The organism is Reyranella sp. (genome assembly GCF_965249915.1).
Lineage (GTDB): Bacteria > Pseudomonadota > Alphaproteobacteria > Reyranellales > Reyranellaceae > Reyranella.
Genome location: NZ_OZ252257.1, coordinates 4740526 through 4756733, shown reverse-complemented (window position 1 = coordinate 4756733; position 16208 = coordinate 4740526). Strand labels below are relative to the sequence as shown.

Annotated in this window: 10 protein-coding genes; 1 reads left to right on the top strand and 9 read right to left on the bottom strand. The window is 67.2% G+C overall.

What is annotated here, in order from left to right; genetic code table 11:
- Positions 1-65: 65 nt before the first annotated feature.
- Genes ACP15H_RS23445 through acnA form a run of 4 tightly spaced genes read right to left on the bottom strand, consistent with a single transcriptional unit; the run spans position 66 to position 5127 of the window.
- Positions 66-737 (bottom strand): nitroreductase, encoded by a 672-nt coding sequence (locus ACP15H_RS23445; RefSeq protein WP_425068543.1) that lies wholly within the window; start codon positions 735-737, stop codon positions 66-68.
- A gap of 6 nt (positions 738-743) precedes the next feature.
- On the bottom strand, positions 744-1865 hold the full coding sequence (locus tag ACP15H_RS23440) for an alpha/beta fold hydrolase (protein ID WP_425068542.1): 1122 nt from the start codon (positions 1863-1865) through the stop codon (positions 744-746).
- On the bottom strand, positions 1865-2419 hold the full coding sequence (locus tag ACP15H_RS23435) for a DinB family protein (protein ID WP_425068541.1): 555 nt from the start codon (positions 2417-2419) through the stop codon (positions 1865-1867). The genes ACP15H_RS23440 and ACP15H_RS23435 overlap by 1 nt, the downstream gene beginning before the upstream one ends.
- Before the next feature lie 20 nt (positions 2420-2439).
- Positions 2440-5127 (bottom strand): aconitate hydratase AcnA, encoded by a 2688-nt coding sequence (gene acnA, locus ACP15H_RS23430; protein WP_425068540.1) that lies wholly within the window; start codon positions 5125-5127, stop codon positions 2440-2442.
- 112 nt (positions 5128-5239) lie between these two features.
- Here acnA and ACP15H_RS23425 point away from each other — a divergent pair, with 112 nt between their 5' ends.
- Positions 5240-6250, top strand: coding sequence for a tetratricopeptide repeat protein (locus tag ACP15H_RS23425; protein WP_425068539.1), 1011 nt, complete (start codon positions 5240-5242; stop codon positions 6248-6250).
- Between the two features lie 97 nt (positions 6251-6347).
- Here the strand turns inward: ACP15H_RS23425 and ACP15H_RS23420 are convergent, their stop codons facing one another.
- From ACP15H_RS23420 to ACP15H_RS23400, 5 genes are all read right to left on the bottom strand, one after another.
- Positions 6348-7142 (bottom strand): alpha/beta fold hydrolase, encoded by a 795-nt coding sequence (locus ACP15H_RS23420; RefSeq protein ID WP_425068538.1) that lies wholly within the window; start codon positions 7140-7142, stop codon positions 6348-6350.
- A 42-nt stretch (positions 7143-7184) separates the two neighbouring features.
- Positions 7185-10340 carry an efflux RND transporter permease subunit gene (locus tag ACP15H_RS23415; protein ID WP_425068537.1) on the bottom strand — a complete coding sequence of 1052 codons (3156 nt, stop codon included), beginning with the start codon at positions 10338-10340 and terminating at the stop codon, positions 7185-7187.
- Positions 10341-10433: 93 nt separating this feature from the next.
- Entirely contained in the window at positions 10434-11468 is a 1035-nt protein-coding gene (locus ACP15H_RS23410; RefSeq protein ID WP_425068536.1) for an adenylate/guanylate cyclase domain-containing protein, read from the bottom strand.
- 18 nt (positions 11469-11486) lie between these two features.
- The gene (locus ACP15H_RS23405) at positions 11487-13022 is read right to left on the bottom strand and encodes an efflux transporter outer membrane subunit (RefSeq protein WP_425068535.1); all 1536 of its coding nucleotides are present in this window, start codon (positions 13020-13022) and stop codon (positions 11487-11489) included.
- The gene (locus ACP15H_RS23400) at positions 13019-16177 is read right to left on the bottom strand and encodes an efflux RND transporter permease subunit (RefSeq protein WP_425068534.1); all 3159 of its coding nucleotides are present in this window, start codon (positions 16175-16177) and stop codon (positions 13019-13021) included. Before ACP15H_RS23400 ends, ACP15H_RS23405 begins: the two co-directional genes overlap by 4 nt.
- Between the last annotated feature and the right edge of the window lie 31 nt (positions 16178-16208).

The following is a 16208-nucleotide window of genomic DNA, read 5'->3' as shown; positions in this document are numbered from 1 at the left end:
TTTGTGCCTTGAATTACCTGCGTTCTAGCCCGCTGCCGCGGGGCTCGGCAATTCGACTTTGGGCGTCACTCGCTGAACCAGGTCGTGAAGTCCTGGATCGGCGCGCGATCGGTGATCAGGCTGTTGGGCACCACGTCGGGATCGGCATAGCCCATCGCGAGGCCGCAGATCACGGTCTGGTCCTCGGGAATGTTGAGCTCGCGGCGCACGACGTGCTGGTAGCGGCTGAAGGCGGCCTGCGGGCAGGTGTGCAGACCCTTCTCGCGCGCCAGCAGCATGAGCTGGTCGAGGAAAATGCCGCAGTCGATCCACTGGCCGTTGCCCATGCGCTTCTCGACGCAGAGGATCATGCCGACCGGCGCGTCGAAGAACTCGTAGTTCTTGCGGAACTGCTTCATCATCCCGGCGGCATCGCCGCGCGGCACGCCGAGCAGGGTGTAGAGCTGCTTGCCGACCAGCTTGCGGCGCGCGTCGTAGACCGGCGTCATTTCCTGCGGGTAGACATTGTACTCCGCGCCCGGGCCGTTATCGCCGGCGTCCATTGCCGACAGGATCGCTGCCGAGAGGCGCTTCCGCGCCGCGCCCATGGTCACATAGAGCTTCCAGGGCTGCAGGTTGCCGTTCGACGCCGAGCGGTTGGCGTTCTCGATGATCCATTCGAGGTCGGCCTTGGCCACGGGATCCGGCTTGAAGACGCGCATGGAGCGGCGGGAGTTGACGGCTTCTGACACGCGCATGGACGGCTAGCTCCGGGTGAGATGGCGACGCAGGAAGTCGAACAGCGTGCGCCGCGCGGCGGCGTTCTGCTGCTCGGTGAAATAGTGGGTGGCGCCGGGGATCACGACGGCCTCGGCTTCCTTGCCGTGCGCGACCAGCGCCGCGGCCATGGCGAGCGACTGCTCGACCGGCACGTTCTCGTCGCGATCGCCGTGCAGCAGCAGGACCGGCGCATCGATCTGCGCCACCCGCAGGATCGGCGAGCGCACGGGCAGGCCTTCGGGACCGCATAGATCGTCGAGATAATCGCGCATGTAGGGATTGGCCTCGCGCCATCGCGCCAGATCCGTCGGCGCGAAGAAGGCGGCGACGGCACGGATCGGCGGCTTGTGGGCGGCGGCGAGCAACGCCACCTGTCCGCCCATCGAGGCGCCGACCAGCGCGATGCGGTCGCGATCCACCAGCGGGCGCTTGGCCAGCCAGTCGATCGCCGCCAGCACATCGAGCGGCTGGCGCAGGCCCTGGTCGTTCTCGCCCTCCGAACCCAGCCAGCCGCGCAGCGACAGCGCGAGGGCGGCATAGCCGTTGGCCGCGGCGGCGCGCGCCAGGCCCACCATGTTGTGGGCGTGGCCGGCAAAACCGTGCAGCAGGATCAGCGCCGGATAGGGCGGCTGACCGGCAACCGGCTTGAAGAAATAGCCGCCCAGGCTGACGCCGTGGCCGGGCACGCGCACCTGCTCGGCGTCGGGAACATCGGGCAGGTCATCCCAGCGGTGCATGACCTCGATGGGAACGCCGTCGGGGTCGCGGAAGCCCACCGAGTAGTAGCCGGGGGCGAGATAGTCGAGTTCCTGCGGCGGCTGGATGATCTCCGCGCCGGCATCGCGCAGCTCGGCGAACACCTGGTCCACCTGGCCGCGGCTCTCGGCCGACACGGCAAGCCACAGGGCGCCCGGGCCGTAGGAAATGCCGTCCTTGGCCTGGCGCATCACGAAATGATCGTAGCCGCGCGACCACATCACCCGGTCGGGGCTGGCCCAGACGCGATGGAAGCCGAGCATCGGCAGCCACAGGCGGTGGAAGGCGACGGAGCGGGCGAGGTCGCTCACCTCGATGGCCGCGCCGGCGAAGGAAGAACGCGGTCGCATCAGTTCGGCTCCAGGCCCAGGGCCAGCAGCTCGTCGCGCCGCAGATGCTGCTCGCCCGCCAGGAAGAACTCATCGAGCTGCGGCGGCTTCACGGCGGTGCCGGCCAGCATCGCATGCGCCTGGCCGCGATGATGGGTCTGGTGCTGGAAGAGATGTTCCAGGATCGAGATCACGCTCGAGGGCGGCGGCGTTCGGTTGGGCCGGGGCAGCGACAGGCCCTCGGCGAGGCTCGCCTCGGTCTGGCGCTCGCAGAAGGCCAGCAGCCGGCGGTCGCTGGCGATCTGGGCGGCGTAGAGCGACGCGGCGTCCGGAAAGTCGGGGATGGGGTCGTGATAGCGCTGCAGCACCGTCGGATCGCGGTGCAGCGCGTCGATGTAATAGACATCGACCCAGAGGATGTGGTTCAGCGTGGCGCGCAGCGAGGGGAAGAAGCTGGTGCGCGGGGCGGCGAACTCTTCCGGCGTCAACGCCTTGCAGGCATTGAGCAGCCGGTGGTTCGCCCAGATGTTGTTGCGGGCCATGGCGACGGCATGGCCTGGCAGCCCCGTCGCCATGGGTCCCGTGTCCTTCGGCGTCAGGCCGCGTGGGCCAGGTTGCGCAGCACGTAATGCAGCACGCCACCGTTCTTGAAGTAGCCGACCTCTTCCGCGGTATCGATGCGGCAGGTCAGCATGATCGTCTCCGACGCGCCGTCGGGGCGATGGATGGTCAGCGGCACGTCCATGCCGGGCTTCAGCTCGCCGTCGATGCCGCTCACGTCGTAGGTCTCGCGGCCGGTCAGGTTCAGCGTCTTGCGCGTCATGCCGTCCTTGAACTGCAGCGGCAGGACGCCCATGCCGACCAGGTTCGAGCGATGGATGCGCTCGAAGGTCTCGCAGACCACAGCCTTGACGCCCAGCAGGTTGACGCCCTTGGCCGCCCAGTCGCGCGAGGAGCCGGTGCCGTATTCCTTGCCGGCGATCAGGACCTGCGGCGTGTGCTCCTTCTTGTAGCGCATCGCCACGTCGTAGATCGGCTCGGGCTGGTCGGTCGTGTAGTGGTGCGTGTAGCCACCCTCGATGCCAGGGACCATCTCGTTCTTCAGCCGGATGTTGGCGAAGGTGCCGCGCATCATCACCTCGTGATTGCCGCGGCGCGTGCCGTACTGGTTGAAGTCCTTGGCCTCGACGCCTTCCTCCATCAGGTACTTGCCGGCGGGGCTGTCCTTGCGGATCGAGCCGGCGGGCGAGATGTGGTCGGTGGTGATCGAATCGCCGAACTGGCCGAGCGGACGGGCGCCCGTGATGTTGGTCAGGGCCGCCGGGGTCTTGCCCATGCCCTCGAAGTAGGGCGGGTTGCGCACATAGGTCGACTTGTCGTCCCAGGCGTAGGTCATGCTCGGCTTGGTCTTGATGCCGCGCCAGAACCGGTCGCCCTCGAAGACATTGGCGTAGCGCTTCTTGAAGGCCTTGGCCGTCACGAACTTGTCGACGGTCTTGGAGACCTCCAGGTTGGAAGGCCAGAGGTCCTTCAGATAGACCGGCTTGCCGCCCTTGCCGATGCCGATCGGGTCCTTGGTGATGTCGATCTTCATCGAGCCGGCCAGCGCATAGATGACGACCAGCATCGGCGAAGCGAGGTAGTTGGCGCGGGTCAGCGGATTGACGCGGCCTTCGAAGTTGCGGTTGCCCGAGAGGACCGAGCTGACGACCAGGTCGCCGTCGCCGATCGCCTTGGTGACCGGGTCGGGCAGCGGGCCGGAATTGCCGATGCAGCTCGTGCAGCCGTAGCCGACGAGATTGAAGCCGATCTTGTTCAGGTCCTTCTGCAGGCCCGAGGCTTCGAAGTATTCGGTCACGACCTGCGAGCCCGGCGCCAGCGAGGTCTTCACCCAGGGCTTGACCTTGAGGCCGAGCTTCACCGCGTTGCGCGCGATCAGGCCGGCGCCCAGCATGACGTAGGGGTTCGAGGTGTTGGTGCAGGAGGTGATGGCCGCGATCACCACGTCGCCGTGGCCGAGGTCATAATCGGTGCCCTCGCACTTGATGCGCTTGCCGTCGTCCTTGCGGTCGAATTCCTTCTCCATGTTCGCGACGAACTGGTGCGCGGCTTCCGTGAGCGGCACGCGATCCTGCGGGCGCTTCGGGCCGGCGAGGCTCGGCACGACGTCGCCCAGGTCGAGCGACAGCGTGTCGGTGAAGACCGGTTCCGGCGACTTCTTGGAGCGCCACAGGCCCTGCTTCTTGGCATAGGCCTCGACCAGCTTGGCGGCGGTGCCGCGGTTGGTGGTCTTGAGGTAGCCCAGCGTGATGTCGTCGACCGGGAAGAAGCCGCAGGTCGCGCCGTACTCGGGCGCCATGTTGGCAATAGTCGCGCGGTTGGCCAGCGGCAGGTCCGCCAGGCCGTCGCCGTAGAATTCGACGAACTTGTTCACCACGCCCTTCTTGCGCAGCATCTGCGTGACGGTGAGCACCAGGTCGGTCGCGGTCGCGCCTTCCTTGAGCTTGCCGGTGAGCTTGAAGCCCACGACGTCGGGAATGACCATCGGCTGCGGCTGGCCGAGCATGGCGGCCTCGGCCTCGATGCCGCCGACGCCCCAGCCCAGCACGGCCAGGCCATTCACCATCGTGGTGTGCGAATCGGTGCCGACCAGCGTGTCGGGATAGGCGATCGTCTCCTTGCCTTCCTTCTTGGTCCAGACCACCTGCGCCAGGTATTCGAGGTTCACCTGGTGGCAGATGCCGGTGCCCGGCGGCACGACGCGGAAATTGTCGAACGCCATCGCGCCCCAGCGCAGGAACTGGTAGCGCTCGAGGTTGCGTTCGTATTCCAGCTTCACGTTGGCGCCGAAGGCGCTCGCATTGCCGAAATTGTCGACGATCACCGAGTGGTCGATCACGAGGTCGACCGGGACCAGCGGGTTGATCTTCTTGGCGTCGCCGCCCAGCTTGCCCATGGCGTCGCGCATGGCGGCGAGATCGACCACGGCGGGGACGCCGGTGAAGTCCTGCATCAGCACGCGGGCCGGGCGGAAGTTGATTTCCTTGGTCGAGCGGCCGCCGTTCTTGAGCCATTCTCCGAACGCCGCGATGTCGGTCTTCTTGACGGTCGTGCCGTCCTCGTGACGCAACAGGTTTTCCATCAGGACGCGGAGCGAGAAGGGCAGGCGGGACAGGTCGCCGACCTCCTTCTCGACGGCCTTCAGGCTGAAATAGGTATAGCTGCGGCTACCGACCTTCAGTGTCTTGCGAGCCTTGAAGCTATTGGGATGGGCGGCGGCCATATCTTTACTCCTGGAAGGTCGGTTCTCTGCGGATGCTGGGCAAAATAGGGGCATGAACCCCTACAGGCAATCGGCGGATGCGGCTTTGCGGTCGTTGTGTCAGATTGGACGCATGCGACGTCAAATCGGTCACGTATTTGGGGTTCTTGCAGCGTTTCTCACCCTGTCGGGCGAGGCGGCGGCGCAGCGCAATGCGGTCGAATCCTGGGACCCCAGCGCCCGCGGCTTCTCATCCGGTGGGTCCTCCGCGCCTTCGCTCCCCGGTTCGACGGGCGGCAGCGGCGGGGCGACCCTCGAATCGCTTAACAAAATCCTGTCAGCGTCGCAGCTCTCGGCCTTCGACCGTTCGATCTATCTCAGCATCCGCGCCTTCCAGTTGAGCCGCCTCGGCCGCGAGGCCGACAGCCAGAAGGATATTGCCGAGATGGGCAAGGTGCTGCCGGGCGACTGGCAGGTCGTGCTTTCGAGCACGATGCCGGGCCTGGCAGGCGGCGGCGACCGGGCGGCGGCCTTGCGCACCCTGGACAGTGCGCTGCAGCGCAAGCCGGGCGATCCGTCCCTGACGATGGCCCAGGCCCAGGTCTACATGCAGATCGCCGACTTCTCGCGCGCTCTCGGCCTGCTCGATATCGCCCTGGCCGGCGCCCAGACTCCGGGCGAGCGGCGGTCGGCGCTCTTCTACCGTGGCCTGGCGGATTTCAATCTCGGCAACTACGCGCAGTCGGTGGACGATTTCGACGCCACGCTGGCGGGGCGTCCCGACTTCAAGTCGAAGCAGGCGCCGCTGCTGTGGCGCTATGCGGCCCAGGTCCGTGCCCGGCGCGATGCGCGCGCCACCCTTGCGCGTGACGTCGGGACGGAGAGCCTCGACGAGTGGCCCGGTCCGATCCTGCGCTTCCTGTTGGGCAAGGGCTCGGCCGGTGAACTCGAGGTCGCTGCCGAATCCGACGACGGAGCCAAGCGCAGCAACGGCAAGTGCCCGTCGGCTTTCTTCCTCGGCATGGACGCGGTGCGACGCGGCGACAAGCAGCGCGCCCGCGAACAGTTCCAGCTTGCCCAGGCCCGCTGTCCGACCGTGTCGGAGTTCAACTGGGCGGCCTCGAGCGAGCTGAAGCGGCTTTGACATAGCAGGCAGCCGGCGACTTCCTATCCGTCATCCCAAGCGCCGCGAAGGACCTCGCGCCAGCCCCGCAGTCCTTTGGTCGGTCCGTGGTGGGCTTTCACCCCAGCAGGGCCAGCGGCGATACGAAGCGCGTGATCTCTGACAGGAGCTGGGCCGGCTGCTGCAGGTGCGGGCTGTGGCCGCAGTCGGGCACCAGCCGCGTCTCGCAATAGCCGCCGACCTTGCCGGCAATGATGCCGAGCTGCAGTTCGGTGCCGTATTCGTCGTCCTCACCCTGGATCGCCTGCACCGGCACGAGCACGCCCGGCAGTCTGCCCTTGGCGTCCATCGGCTCGAAACCGGGCGAGACCCAGGCATCCGCCCAGAGGTGGAAGGCGCCGTCGACATCGGCATGATACTTCGCGAGCCTCTGGCGCAGGTCGCCGGAGGCGAAGGCCTCACGGGCCTGGGCGATCGCCTGGACACAGATCGGTTCGTTGATCGCGTGCGCGGCCAGGGTCACGACCGCCCGCAGCGGTTCGGGATCCGCCGCGGCGTAGTTCAGCGCGATCGTGCCGCCGTCGCTGTGGCCCACCAGCACGCAATCCTCGACGCCGAGCGCGGCCAGCAGGCGCGGCAGGACGAGGTCGGCCTCGATCTCCATGTAGCGGACACCGGGCGCGGCTGGCCACGGGCTCGACTGCCCATACCCGGTGCGGTCGTACACGATGCCGGCGCAGCGCGTGGCGTCGCACAGTCTCTGGGGGAAGTCGCGCCACATCTCGATGCAGCCCAGGCCTTCATGCAGGAAGACCAGCACCGTGCGGTCGAGCCCGTCGTCGCGTGCCGGCGTCAGGCGCCGCACCCGCAGACGCCGGTCGGCGAGGTCGATGAATTCATCTGTCGAGGACATCGACCTCTTTTCGGGGGCGCCCGGCGTGCGGTCAAGGCGCCGTCAGGCCGTGACCAGACCGGCTCGCGGCGTCGGCACCTTGAACTTGCGCCGGGAGAAGACGGCGATCGCGGCCGGCAGGACGGTGAGGAAGAGGAAGGGCGCCAGCAGGGTGCCGCCGACCACGACGATGGCGAGGGGCCGCTGGACCTGGCTGCCGATCGCCGTCGAGAAGGCGGCGGGCAGCAGCCCGACGGCGGCGGCGACGCAGGTCATCAGCACCGGCCGCATCTGCTGTTCGCAGGTCTCGCGCAATGCCTGTTCGCGCTCCACGCCGGTGGCGATCAGGCGGTTGAAGCAGCTCACCAGCATGATGCCGTTCATCGCCGCGATGCCGAACAGGGCCACGAAGCCGATGGCGGCCGAGATGCTGAACGACATGTCGGCAGCCCACAGGGCTAGGATGCCGCCGGACAGCGCCAGAGGCATGGCGGCGCCCGCCAGCAGCGTGTCGGTCAACGAGCCGAAGCTGACATAGAGCAGCAGCAGGATCAGGCCAATGGCGATCGGCACCGCGATCGCGAGGCGCGCAATGGCGCTCTCGAAGTTGACGAAATCGCCGGCCCAGTCGAGTCGGTAGCCGCTCGGCAGCGGCACCTGTTCGGACACTTTCTGCTGGGCTTCCAGCACCGCGCCGCCGAGATCGCGGCCGCGCACGCTGAACTTCACCGGGATGTAGCGCTCCTGCTGCTCGCGGTAGATGTAGAAGGCACCGGTGTCGAGCCTGACCGTGGCGACCTCGCTCAACGGGACCTGAATGACGCTGCCGTTGGGGCCGACGGCGCCGAGCGAGATGCGGCGGATCGAGTCCATGTCCTGGCGGTAGCGCGGTGCGAGGCGCACCAGCAGCGGGAAGCGACGGTCGCTGCCTTCCTCATAGAGATCGCCCGCCGCCTGCCCGCCGATCGCCGCCTGGATCGTGGCATTGATGTCGCCCGGCGAGAGGCCGTAGCGCGCCGCCTTGGCGCGATCGATGTCGATGCGGATGGTCGGCTGGCCGAGCAGGGGCGGCACCTGGATGTCGGTGATCCCGGGCACGCCCTCCAGCACGCGGCGGATGTCGACGGCGATCCTGCGCAGGGTGAGGAGGTCGGGGCCGGAGATCTTGATCGCGTTCTCCGCATCGATGCCCGAAGCCGCTTCCTGCACATTGTCCTGGATGTATTGCGAGAACGCGAACGTGACGCCGGGGAAGGCTTTGCGCAGCGCGTCGCTCATCTCGCTGATCAGCTCGGGCTTCTCCAGCCCCTTGCGCCATTTGCCGGCGGGCTTCAGGGGCACGAAGAACTCGGCATTCGAGAAGCCGTCGGGGTCGGTGCCATCGTCGGGCCGGCCGTGCTGCGAGATCACCGTCTCGACCTCGGGGAAGCTCTTCACGAGCTTGCGCATGCGGTTGACGTAGCCGTTGCCCTCGTCGAGCGAGACCGACGGCGGCAGGGCCGCACGCATCCAGATATTGCCTTCCTCGAGCTTGGGCAGGAACTCGAGGCCCACGGTGCTCGCCGCGACGCCGGCCGCAACCAGCACGCCCAGACCGACGGCCAGCATGGCGTGACGCCAGGCGAGCGCCAGCGAATAGGCCTGGCGATACAGGCGCCGGACTCCGCGGACGAGGAAGGTCTCGGTCTCGGAAACCTTCTCCGGCAGGAGCAGCGCGGCGAGCGCCGGCGACACGGTGAAGGTTGCGATCAGCCCGCCCGCCAGGGCGTAGGCATAGGTCTGTGCCATCGGGCCGAAGATGCGCCCCTCGACACCGGAGAGCGTGAACAGCGGCAGGAAGCCCGCGATGATGATGGTGGCGGAGAAGAAGATCGCCTTGGTCACTTCGCCCGAGGCTTCGTAGATCGTGAACAGTTTGCCGGTGAGGCCTTCCGGCTCCTCGCGCACCGATCGGGTGGCGCCGGCATGACCCGCTTCCGCGAGATGACGGAAGATGTTCTCGACCATGATGACGGTGGCATCGACGATGATGCCGAAGTCGATCGCGCCCATCGACAGAAGGTTCGCCGACTCGCCGTTGACCACGATGATGACGACCGCGAACAACAGGGCGAAGGGAATGGTGGCGGAGACGATCAGCGCGCTGCGCAGGTCGCCCAGGAACAGCCACTGGATCAGGAAGATGAGGCAGACGCCCATCACCATGTTGTGCAGCACCGTGTGGGTGGTGACGTCGACCAGCACGCTGCGATCGTAGATGCGCTCGATGCGCACGCCGGGCGGCAGCAGGCTCGAGCCGTTGATGCGTTCGACCTCGCGCTCGACGGCGCGCAGTGTCGGCATGGTCTCCGCGCCGCGCCGCATCAGAACGATGCCCTCGACGACATCGTCGTCGTCGTCATGGCCGGCGACGCCCAGCCTCGGTTCGTTGCCCACGGCGACGTCGGCGACATCCGAGACCAGGATGGGCGAGCCATCGCGCACCGTGAGCATGGTGCCGCGGATATCGTCCATCGACCGGATCTGGCCGACGGCCCGCACGACCGCCGATTGCGGCCCGAGATTGACGGTGTTGGCGCCGACATTGATGTTGGCGCCGGTCAGCCCGTCGATCACCTGTTTCAGCGTGAGTCCATGCGCCTGCAGCCGGTCGAGATCGACGGTGACGTCGAAGCTCTTGCTCTTGCCTCCCCAGGTCGTGACGTCGATCACGCCGGGCACGGCCTTGAGCCGGCGCAGCAGGATCCAATCCTGCATCGTCTTCAATTCGGTGACGCTGAAGCCTTTAGGGCCGACCACGCGATAGCGGAAGATCTCGCCAATCGGGCTGGTCGGCGAGATGATGGGCTGTGCGCCGTTGGGCAGCGGACCGAGCTGGGCCAGCCTGTTGGTCACGAGCTGGGCGGCCTCGCGGTAGGTCAGGTCGTAGGTGAACTGCACCTTCACGTCGCTGAGGCCGGTCAGGGAGATGGAGCGGATGGACTTCACGTAGGGAAGTCCGGCCATCTGCACTTCCATCGGCACGGTGATGTAGCGCTCGATCTCCTCCGAGGACTGGCCGGGGTTCTGCGTCACGATGTCGACCAACGGCGGCACCGGGTCGGGATAGGCTTCGATGTTGAGGCGCTTGTAGGCGAACGAGCCGCCGCAGATCATCAGGACCGCGAGAATCAAAACCAGAACGCGCTGCCGTAATGCAGCGCCGATGATCGTTTGCATCCGCGGCCCTCTTGGCAGGCCGTTGACGGCGATGCCTTCAGGGGCAGCTAATACACAAGTCGCGCAGACACACTAGCGTTGCGAGTACATCTCCTATGCGATCTTCGCTTCATGTGTATTGCGCGGTGCTGCGAGTTGCAGTTCACCGGATATGCCCTGCACATCCTCGTCGACGAACTGGTGCCAACCGTCGAACGACATGCCGCCGCGCGCTGCCTCGACCAGCGTCTCTTGCGATACCAGCAGCGGCGAACGGTACTTCTTGGTGAGGCGCTCGATGCGCGAGCAGACGTTCACGGCATGGCCGACGATGGAATATTCGAGACGCTGCTCGTCACCGATGGCGCCGATGACGACCTCGCCATAGTGAACACCCACGCCGACCCGCACCGGCGGCTCGCCCTGTCGTGCGCGTTCGACGTTCCAGGCGGCGATTCCCGCGATCAGCCGGAGGCCACATCGGATGGCGGCGGCAGCGTCGTCGGGCGAGGATCTCACGGCACCGAACACCGCGAGCATCCCATCGCCGACGAACTTGTCGATGAGCCCGCCCTCCGCCTCCACGATGCGCGAGATCCGGGTGCGATAGTCCTGCAGGAAGCGGAGCAGCGCGTCGGGTTCCATGGTCTGAACCGAGGCGGTGAAGTCGCGCATGTCCATGAACAGGATCGCGGCATTCGCTCGCCGGCCACGGGCCGCCCGGAGCCCTTCACGCGCCAGCCGGTCGACCAGCTCGGACGGCAGGTAGCGCGAGAGGTTGAGATTCTGCAGCCGCTCGCGGTCGAGACTGTGCCTCAGCCGGTCGGCCAGGAGGGCGCAGGCCAGGAAAACAGTCGCCGTGCCGATTCCTTCGACGCCATAATAAGTGAACCGGGGGCTGATGAAGTCAGGCGGTGGGTTGGCGCCGATCATCCAGGCGAAGGCGGTCAGCGCCGCAAGCAGGCCGATCGAACGGCCGGCAAGCCAGGAGGCCCCGAAGATGACCACGAGATAGAGGGCCGTAAGACGCAGGTCGCCGGTGGCGATGTCCGCATAGCCCACGCCGGCCGACAGGACGAAGGCCAGCAGCAGCACGACCGCCTTGGAGGGGGGCGTTCGCGTTCGCCTTCCGGGGGCCGTGCGCGCCATGACACCCGGCCCAAAGGTTCAGCGCTGGGTGTTTGAGGAGATCGACCAGGGAGAGGCTGGCGGCTTGCAGCGCGACCGGCCATTCCCCGGACCGGCGCCGTCGCGATTCCACCAACCGCCGCCCAGCGCCTGGAAGAGGGCCGCGGTGTTGGTGAGGCGCGCGGCCTGCGCCTGCACGCGCGTGAGCAGCGTCTGCTGGTAGGTAAGCTCGGCAATCAGCACGAAGACATAGGTCGTGTCGCCGAGCTCGAGGCGCTTGCGCGCGATGGCGAGGGCGGTGGCCGCCGCCCGTTCCGCCTCGACGGCCGACTTGAGCGCCAGCGCGTCGTATTCGAGGGCGTTCAGCGTGTCGGCGACGTTGCGGAAGGCCGTGAGCACGATCGACTGGTACTGGGCGTCCGCCTGCTCGAGTGCTGCGACGGCAGACCGCTTCTTGGCGGCCAACGCGCCGCCGTCGATCAGCGTCTGGAGGGCGCTGGCGCCCGTGGTGGCACCGGCGAGGCCCGGCATGAACAGCGTGCCCAGCGTCAAGGCGCTGCTGTTGAGGCCGAAGCCCAGCGTCACCTGCGGGAGCTGGTTTGCGATCGCGACGCCGACCTGGGCGCTGGCCGCATGCAGATTGGCCTCTGCGGCGCGAACGTCGGGCCGTTGCTCGACGAGTTGCGAGGGCAGGGTGAGCGGAAGCTCGTACGGAAGCTTGAGATCGGTGAGCTCGAAGCGCTCGGCGACGGGATCGCTCGGCAGCCGGCCGGTCAGGGTGGCCAGCAGATTGCGCTGCTGCGCCAGGGCCTTTTCGAGCGGCGGCAAGGTCGACTCGGCCTGCGCCAGCGCGGCCTGCTGGGTGGCCACGTCGGCGCCGGGGATGGCGCCGAGGCCCGACTGGCGCGTCAGGATGCCGAGCGTGTCGCGCTGCGTGGCAATGATGCGCTTGGTCGCCTCGACCTGGCCGCGCAACGACGCCTCGACGATGGCGGCCGCGACGACGTTCGAGGCGAGCGAGAGATAGGTGCCTTCGAGCTGGAAGCACTGCGCCTCGGCCAGCGCGTCGAGCGATTCGATCTGGCGGCGATTGCCGCCCCAGAGGTCCAGGGCATAGGTGATCTGGAGGCCGGCGACGAACAGGCCGTAGATCGGCTGCTGGTTGGCCGTTGCCGACTGCAGCGTGTCCGGTGTCTGGTTCTGCGTGGCGTTGAAGGTCCCCTGGACGGTCGGGAACAGGGTCGCCCGCTGGGCGCGGGCGTTCTGCTGGGCCACGCGCAGTCCGGCCACGGCCGCCTTGACGTCGGGATTGGCGCGCAGCGAGCGCTCGATCAGGCTGTTGAGCTGCGGCGACTGGAACACGCCCCACCATTGGCCGGGAATATCCATGCTCTGCACGATGCGCTGCGCCTCGCCGCCCGGAATCCCGGCGGCGATCAGGTCGCTCTTCTGGTCGGGAACATAGTTGGCCGTCTTCGGGCCGTCCGGTGACGTGAAGTCGGGGCCGACCGAGCAGCCGGCCAGCAGGCCCGCCGCGACGAGCGGCAGGGCGGCGATGAGGGAGCGTCGCATCATGTCGTCTCCGCGACCGTATTGTGAGGATGTGACGCCGGCGCGAGGGCGCGGCGACGCGAGAACAGGCCGATCATGGCCGGCAGGACGGTAAGGAAGAGGAAGGGCGCCAGCAGGGTGCCGCCGACCACGACGATGGCGAGCGGCCGCTGGACCTGGCTGCCGATCGCCGTCGAGAAGGCGGCGGGCAGCAGCCCGACGGCGGCGGCGACGCAGGTCATCAGCACCGGGCGCATCTGCAGGGAGCAGGTCTCGTAAAGCGCCGTTTCGCGGTCCCGGCCGTCGTCGATCAGCCTGTTGAAGCAGCTCAGGACCATGATGCCGTTCATCGCCGCGATGCCGAACAGGGCCACGAAGCCGATGGCGGCCGAGATGCTGAACGACATGTCGGTGATCCAGAGGCCGAGGATGCCGCCGGTCAGCGCCATGGGAATGGCGCTCGCGGCCAGCAGCGTGTCGCGGAACGAGCCGAAGCTCATGTACAGCAGCAGCCCGATCAGGCCGATCGCGATCGGCACGGCTATGGCCAGGCGCTGCAGCGCGTTCTTCAGGTTGCCGAACTCACCGACCCATTCGATGCGGTAGCCGCCCGGGATCTTCACCTTCTCCGCGACGCGCTCCTGGGCCTCGATGATGGTGCTGCCGAGATCGCGGCCGCGGACGCTGAACTTCACCGGGACGTAGCGCTCCTGCTGCTCGCGGTAGATGTAGTAGGCGCCGGACACCAGCTCGACCTTGGCGACCTCGCTCAGCGGCACCTGCGTGATGTTGCCGTTCGCGCCCTGCGCGCCGATCTGGATGCGGCTGATCGCGTCCAGGCTCTGGCGATAGCGGGAGGCAAGGCGGACGACCATCGGGAAGTGCCGGTCGCTGCCGTCCTCATAGACGTCACCGGCGGCCTGGCCGCCGATTGCCGCCTGCACGGTGGCGTTGATGTCGCCCGGCGTCAGGCCGTAGCGTGCGGCCTTGGCGCGATCGATGTCGATGCGGATGGTGGGTTGGCCGAGCGAGGCGGAGACGGCGAGATCGGTGACGCCGGGGACAGTGGCGAGCACCGACTTGATCTCGTTGCCGAGCTTCGACAGCGTCTCGAGATCGTTGCCCGAGATCTTGACGGAGTTCTCGCCCTTCACGCCGGAGGCCGCCTCCTGGACGTTGTCCTGGATGTACTGCGAGAAGGTGAACTCGACGCCCGGAAACGCCTTCTCGAGAGCGCCGTTGATCTCCGCGATCAGGGCTTCCTTGTCGAGGCCCTTGCGCCACTGGTCGACCGGCTTCAGCGGCACGAAGAACTCGGCGTTGAAGAAGCCGGTCGAATCGGTACCGTCGTCGGGGCGGCCATGTTGCGAGATGACGGTTTCGGCCTCGGGGAAGCTCTTGATGAGCTTGCGCATGCGGTTGGCATAGTCGTTGCCGGCCTCGAGCGAGATCGACGCCGGCATCACGGCGCGGATCCACATGTTGCCTTCCTCGAGCTTGGGCAGGAACTCGAGACCGATCGTGCTGCCGGCGGCGCCCGCCAGCACCAGGGCGCCGAAGCCGGCGGCGAAGGTGGCGCGGCGGCTGGCCAGCGCAACGTTGCGCAGCTTTTCGTAGGCGCGGCGCAGGGTGCGCACGGCGCGGGTCTCGGCGTGCGCCACCTTGTCGGGCAGCAGCAGGGCCGAGAGCGCGGGCGACACGGTGAAGGTGGCGATCAAGCCGCCCAGCAGCGCATAGGCATAGGTCCGCGCCATCGGTCCGAAGATGTGGCCTTCGACGCCCGACAGGGTGAACAGCGGCAGGAAGCCCGCGATGATGATGGTGGCGGAGAAGAAGATGGCCTGGGTGACTTCGGTCGAGGCGTTGAAGATCGTCGCCAGCTTGCCGGTGAGACCGTTCGGCGCGCGGCGCTGGGATCCGGTCTGGTGGTCGCCTTCGGACAGATGCCGGAAGATGTTCTCGACCATGATGACGGTGGCATCGACGATGATGCCGAAGTCGATCGCGCCCATCGACAGCAGGTTGGCCGATTCGCCGCTCAGCACCAGCACGACCACGGCGAACAGCAGCGCAAACGGGATCGTGGCGGAAACGATCAGCGCGCTGCGCAGGTCGCCCAGGAACAGCCACTGGATCAGGAAGATGAGGCAGACGCCCACGACCATGTTGTGCAGGACGGTGTGGGTGGTGATGTTGACCAGCGAGCTGCGATCGTAGATGCGCTCGATGCGCACGCCGGGCGGCAGGATGTTGCCGTTGTTGATCTTGTCGACTTCGGCCAGCACGCCGCTCAGGGTCGGCATGGTCTCCGCGCCGCGCCGCATCAGGACGATGCCCTGCACGATGTCGTCGTCGTCGTTCTGGCCGGCGATGCCGAGCCGCGGCTGGTTGCCCACCGTGACGTCGGCCACGTCGGAGACCAGAACCGGGGCCCCGTCGCGGACCGTGAGCATGGTGTTGCGGATGTCGTCCATCGACCGGATCTGGCCGACACTGCGCACGATCGCCGACTGCGAGCCGATGTTCACGGTATTGGCGCCGACATTGATGTTGGCGTTGTTCAATCCGTCCAGCACCTGCTTGAGCGTCAGCCCGTAGGCCAGCAGCCGGTCGAGATTGACGGTGATGTCGTAGGTCTTGGTCTTGCCGCCCCAGCCGGTGACGTCGACGACGCCGGGGATCGCCTTCAGGCGCCGCTCCAGGACCCAGTCCTGCAACGTCTTGAGATCGGCCACGGAGTAGCCCGGCGGGCCGACGATACGGTAACGGAAGACCTCGCCGATCGGGCTGGTGGGCGACAAGGTGGGCTGCGCGCCGTTGGGCATCGGGCTGAGCTGCGACAGCCGATTGATCACCATCTGCGAGGCCTGCTGGTACGTCACGTCGTAGGTGAACTGGACCTTCACGTCGCTCAGCCCGAACAGCGAGACCGTGCGGATGGCCTGGACATAGGGGAGGCCGGCCATCTGGATCTCGATCGGGATGGTGATGTAGCGCTCGATCTCCTCGGAGGACTGGCCGGGATTCTGCGTGATGATGTCGACCAGCGGCGGCACCGGATCGGGATAGGCCTCGATGTTCAGCCGCGAGTAGGCGAACAATCCGGCGATGGACAGCACCACGCTCAGGATGACGACGAGGATTCGCTGCTTGAGGGCGGCGGCGACGAGGGATTGCATGGGCAGCCGATGTGTTGGAGGACGCGCCCGG

Coding starts and splice junctions, on each gene's coding strand:
- ACP15H_RS23445 (WP_425068543.1), bottom strand. CDS start 737: ATGCGCGTGTCAGAAGCCGTCAACTCCCGCCGCTCCATGCGCGTCTTC.
- ACP15H_RS23440 (WP_425068542.1), bottom strand. CDS start 1,865: ATGCGACCGCGTTCTTCCTTCGCCGGCGCGGCCATCGAGGTGAGCGAC.
- ACP15H_RS23435 (WP_425068541.1), bottom strand. CDS start 2,419: ATGGCGACGGGGCTGCCAGGCCATGCCGTCGCCATGGCCCGCAACAAC.
- acnA (WP_425068540.1), bottom strand. CDS start 5,127: ATGGCCGCCGCCCATCCCAATAGCTTCAAGGCTCGCAAGACACTGAAG.
- ACP15H_RS23425 (WP_425068539.1), top strand. CDS start 5,240: ATGCGACGTCAAATCGGTCACGTATTTGGGGTTCTTGCAGCGTTTCTC.
- ACP15H_RS23420 (WP_425068538.1), bottom strand. CDS start 7,142: ATGTCCTCGACAGATGAATTCATCGACCTCGCCGACCGGCGTCTGCGG.
- ACP15H_RS23415 (WP_425068537.1), bottom strand. CDS start 10,340: ATGCAAACGATCATCGGCGCTGCATTACGGCAGCGCGTTCTGGTTTTG.
- ACP15H_RS23410 (WP_425068536.1), bottom strand. CDS start 11,468: ATGGCGCGCACGGCCCCCGGAAGGCGAACGCGAACGCCCCCCTCCAAG.
- ACP15H_RS23405 (WP_425068535.1), bottom strand. CDS start 13,022: ATGATGCGACGCTCCCTCATCGCCGCCCTGCCGCTCGTCGCGGCGGGC.
- ACP15H_RS23400 (WP_425068534.1), bottom strand. CDS start 16,177: ATGCAATCCCTCGTCGCCGCCGCCCTCAAGCAGCGAATCCTCGTCGTC.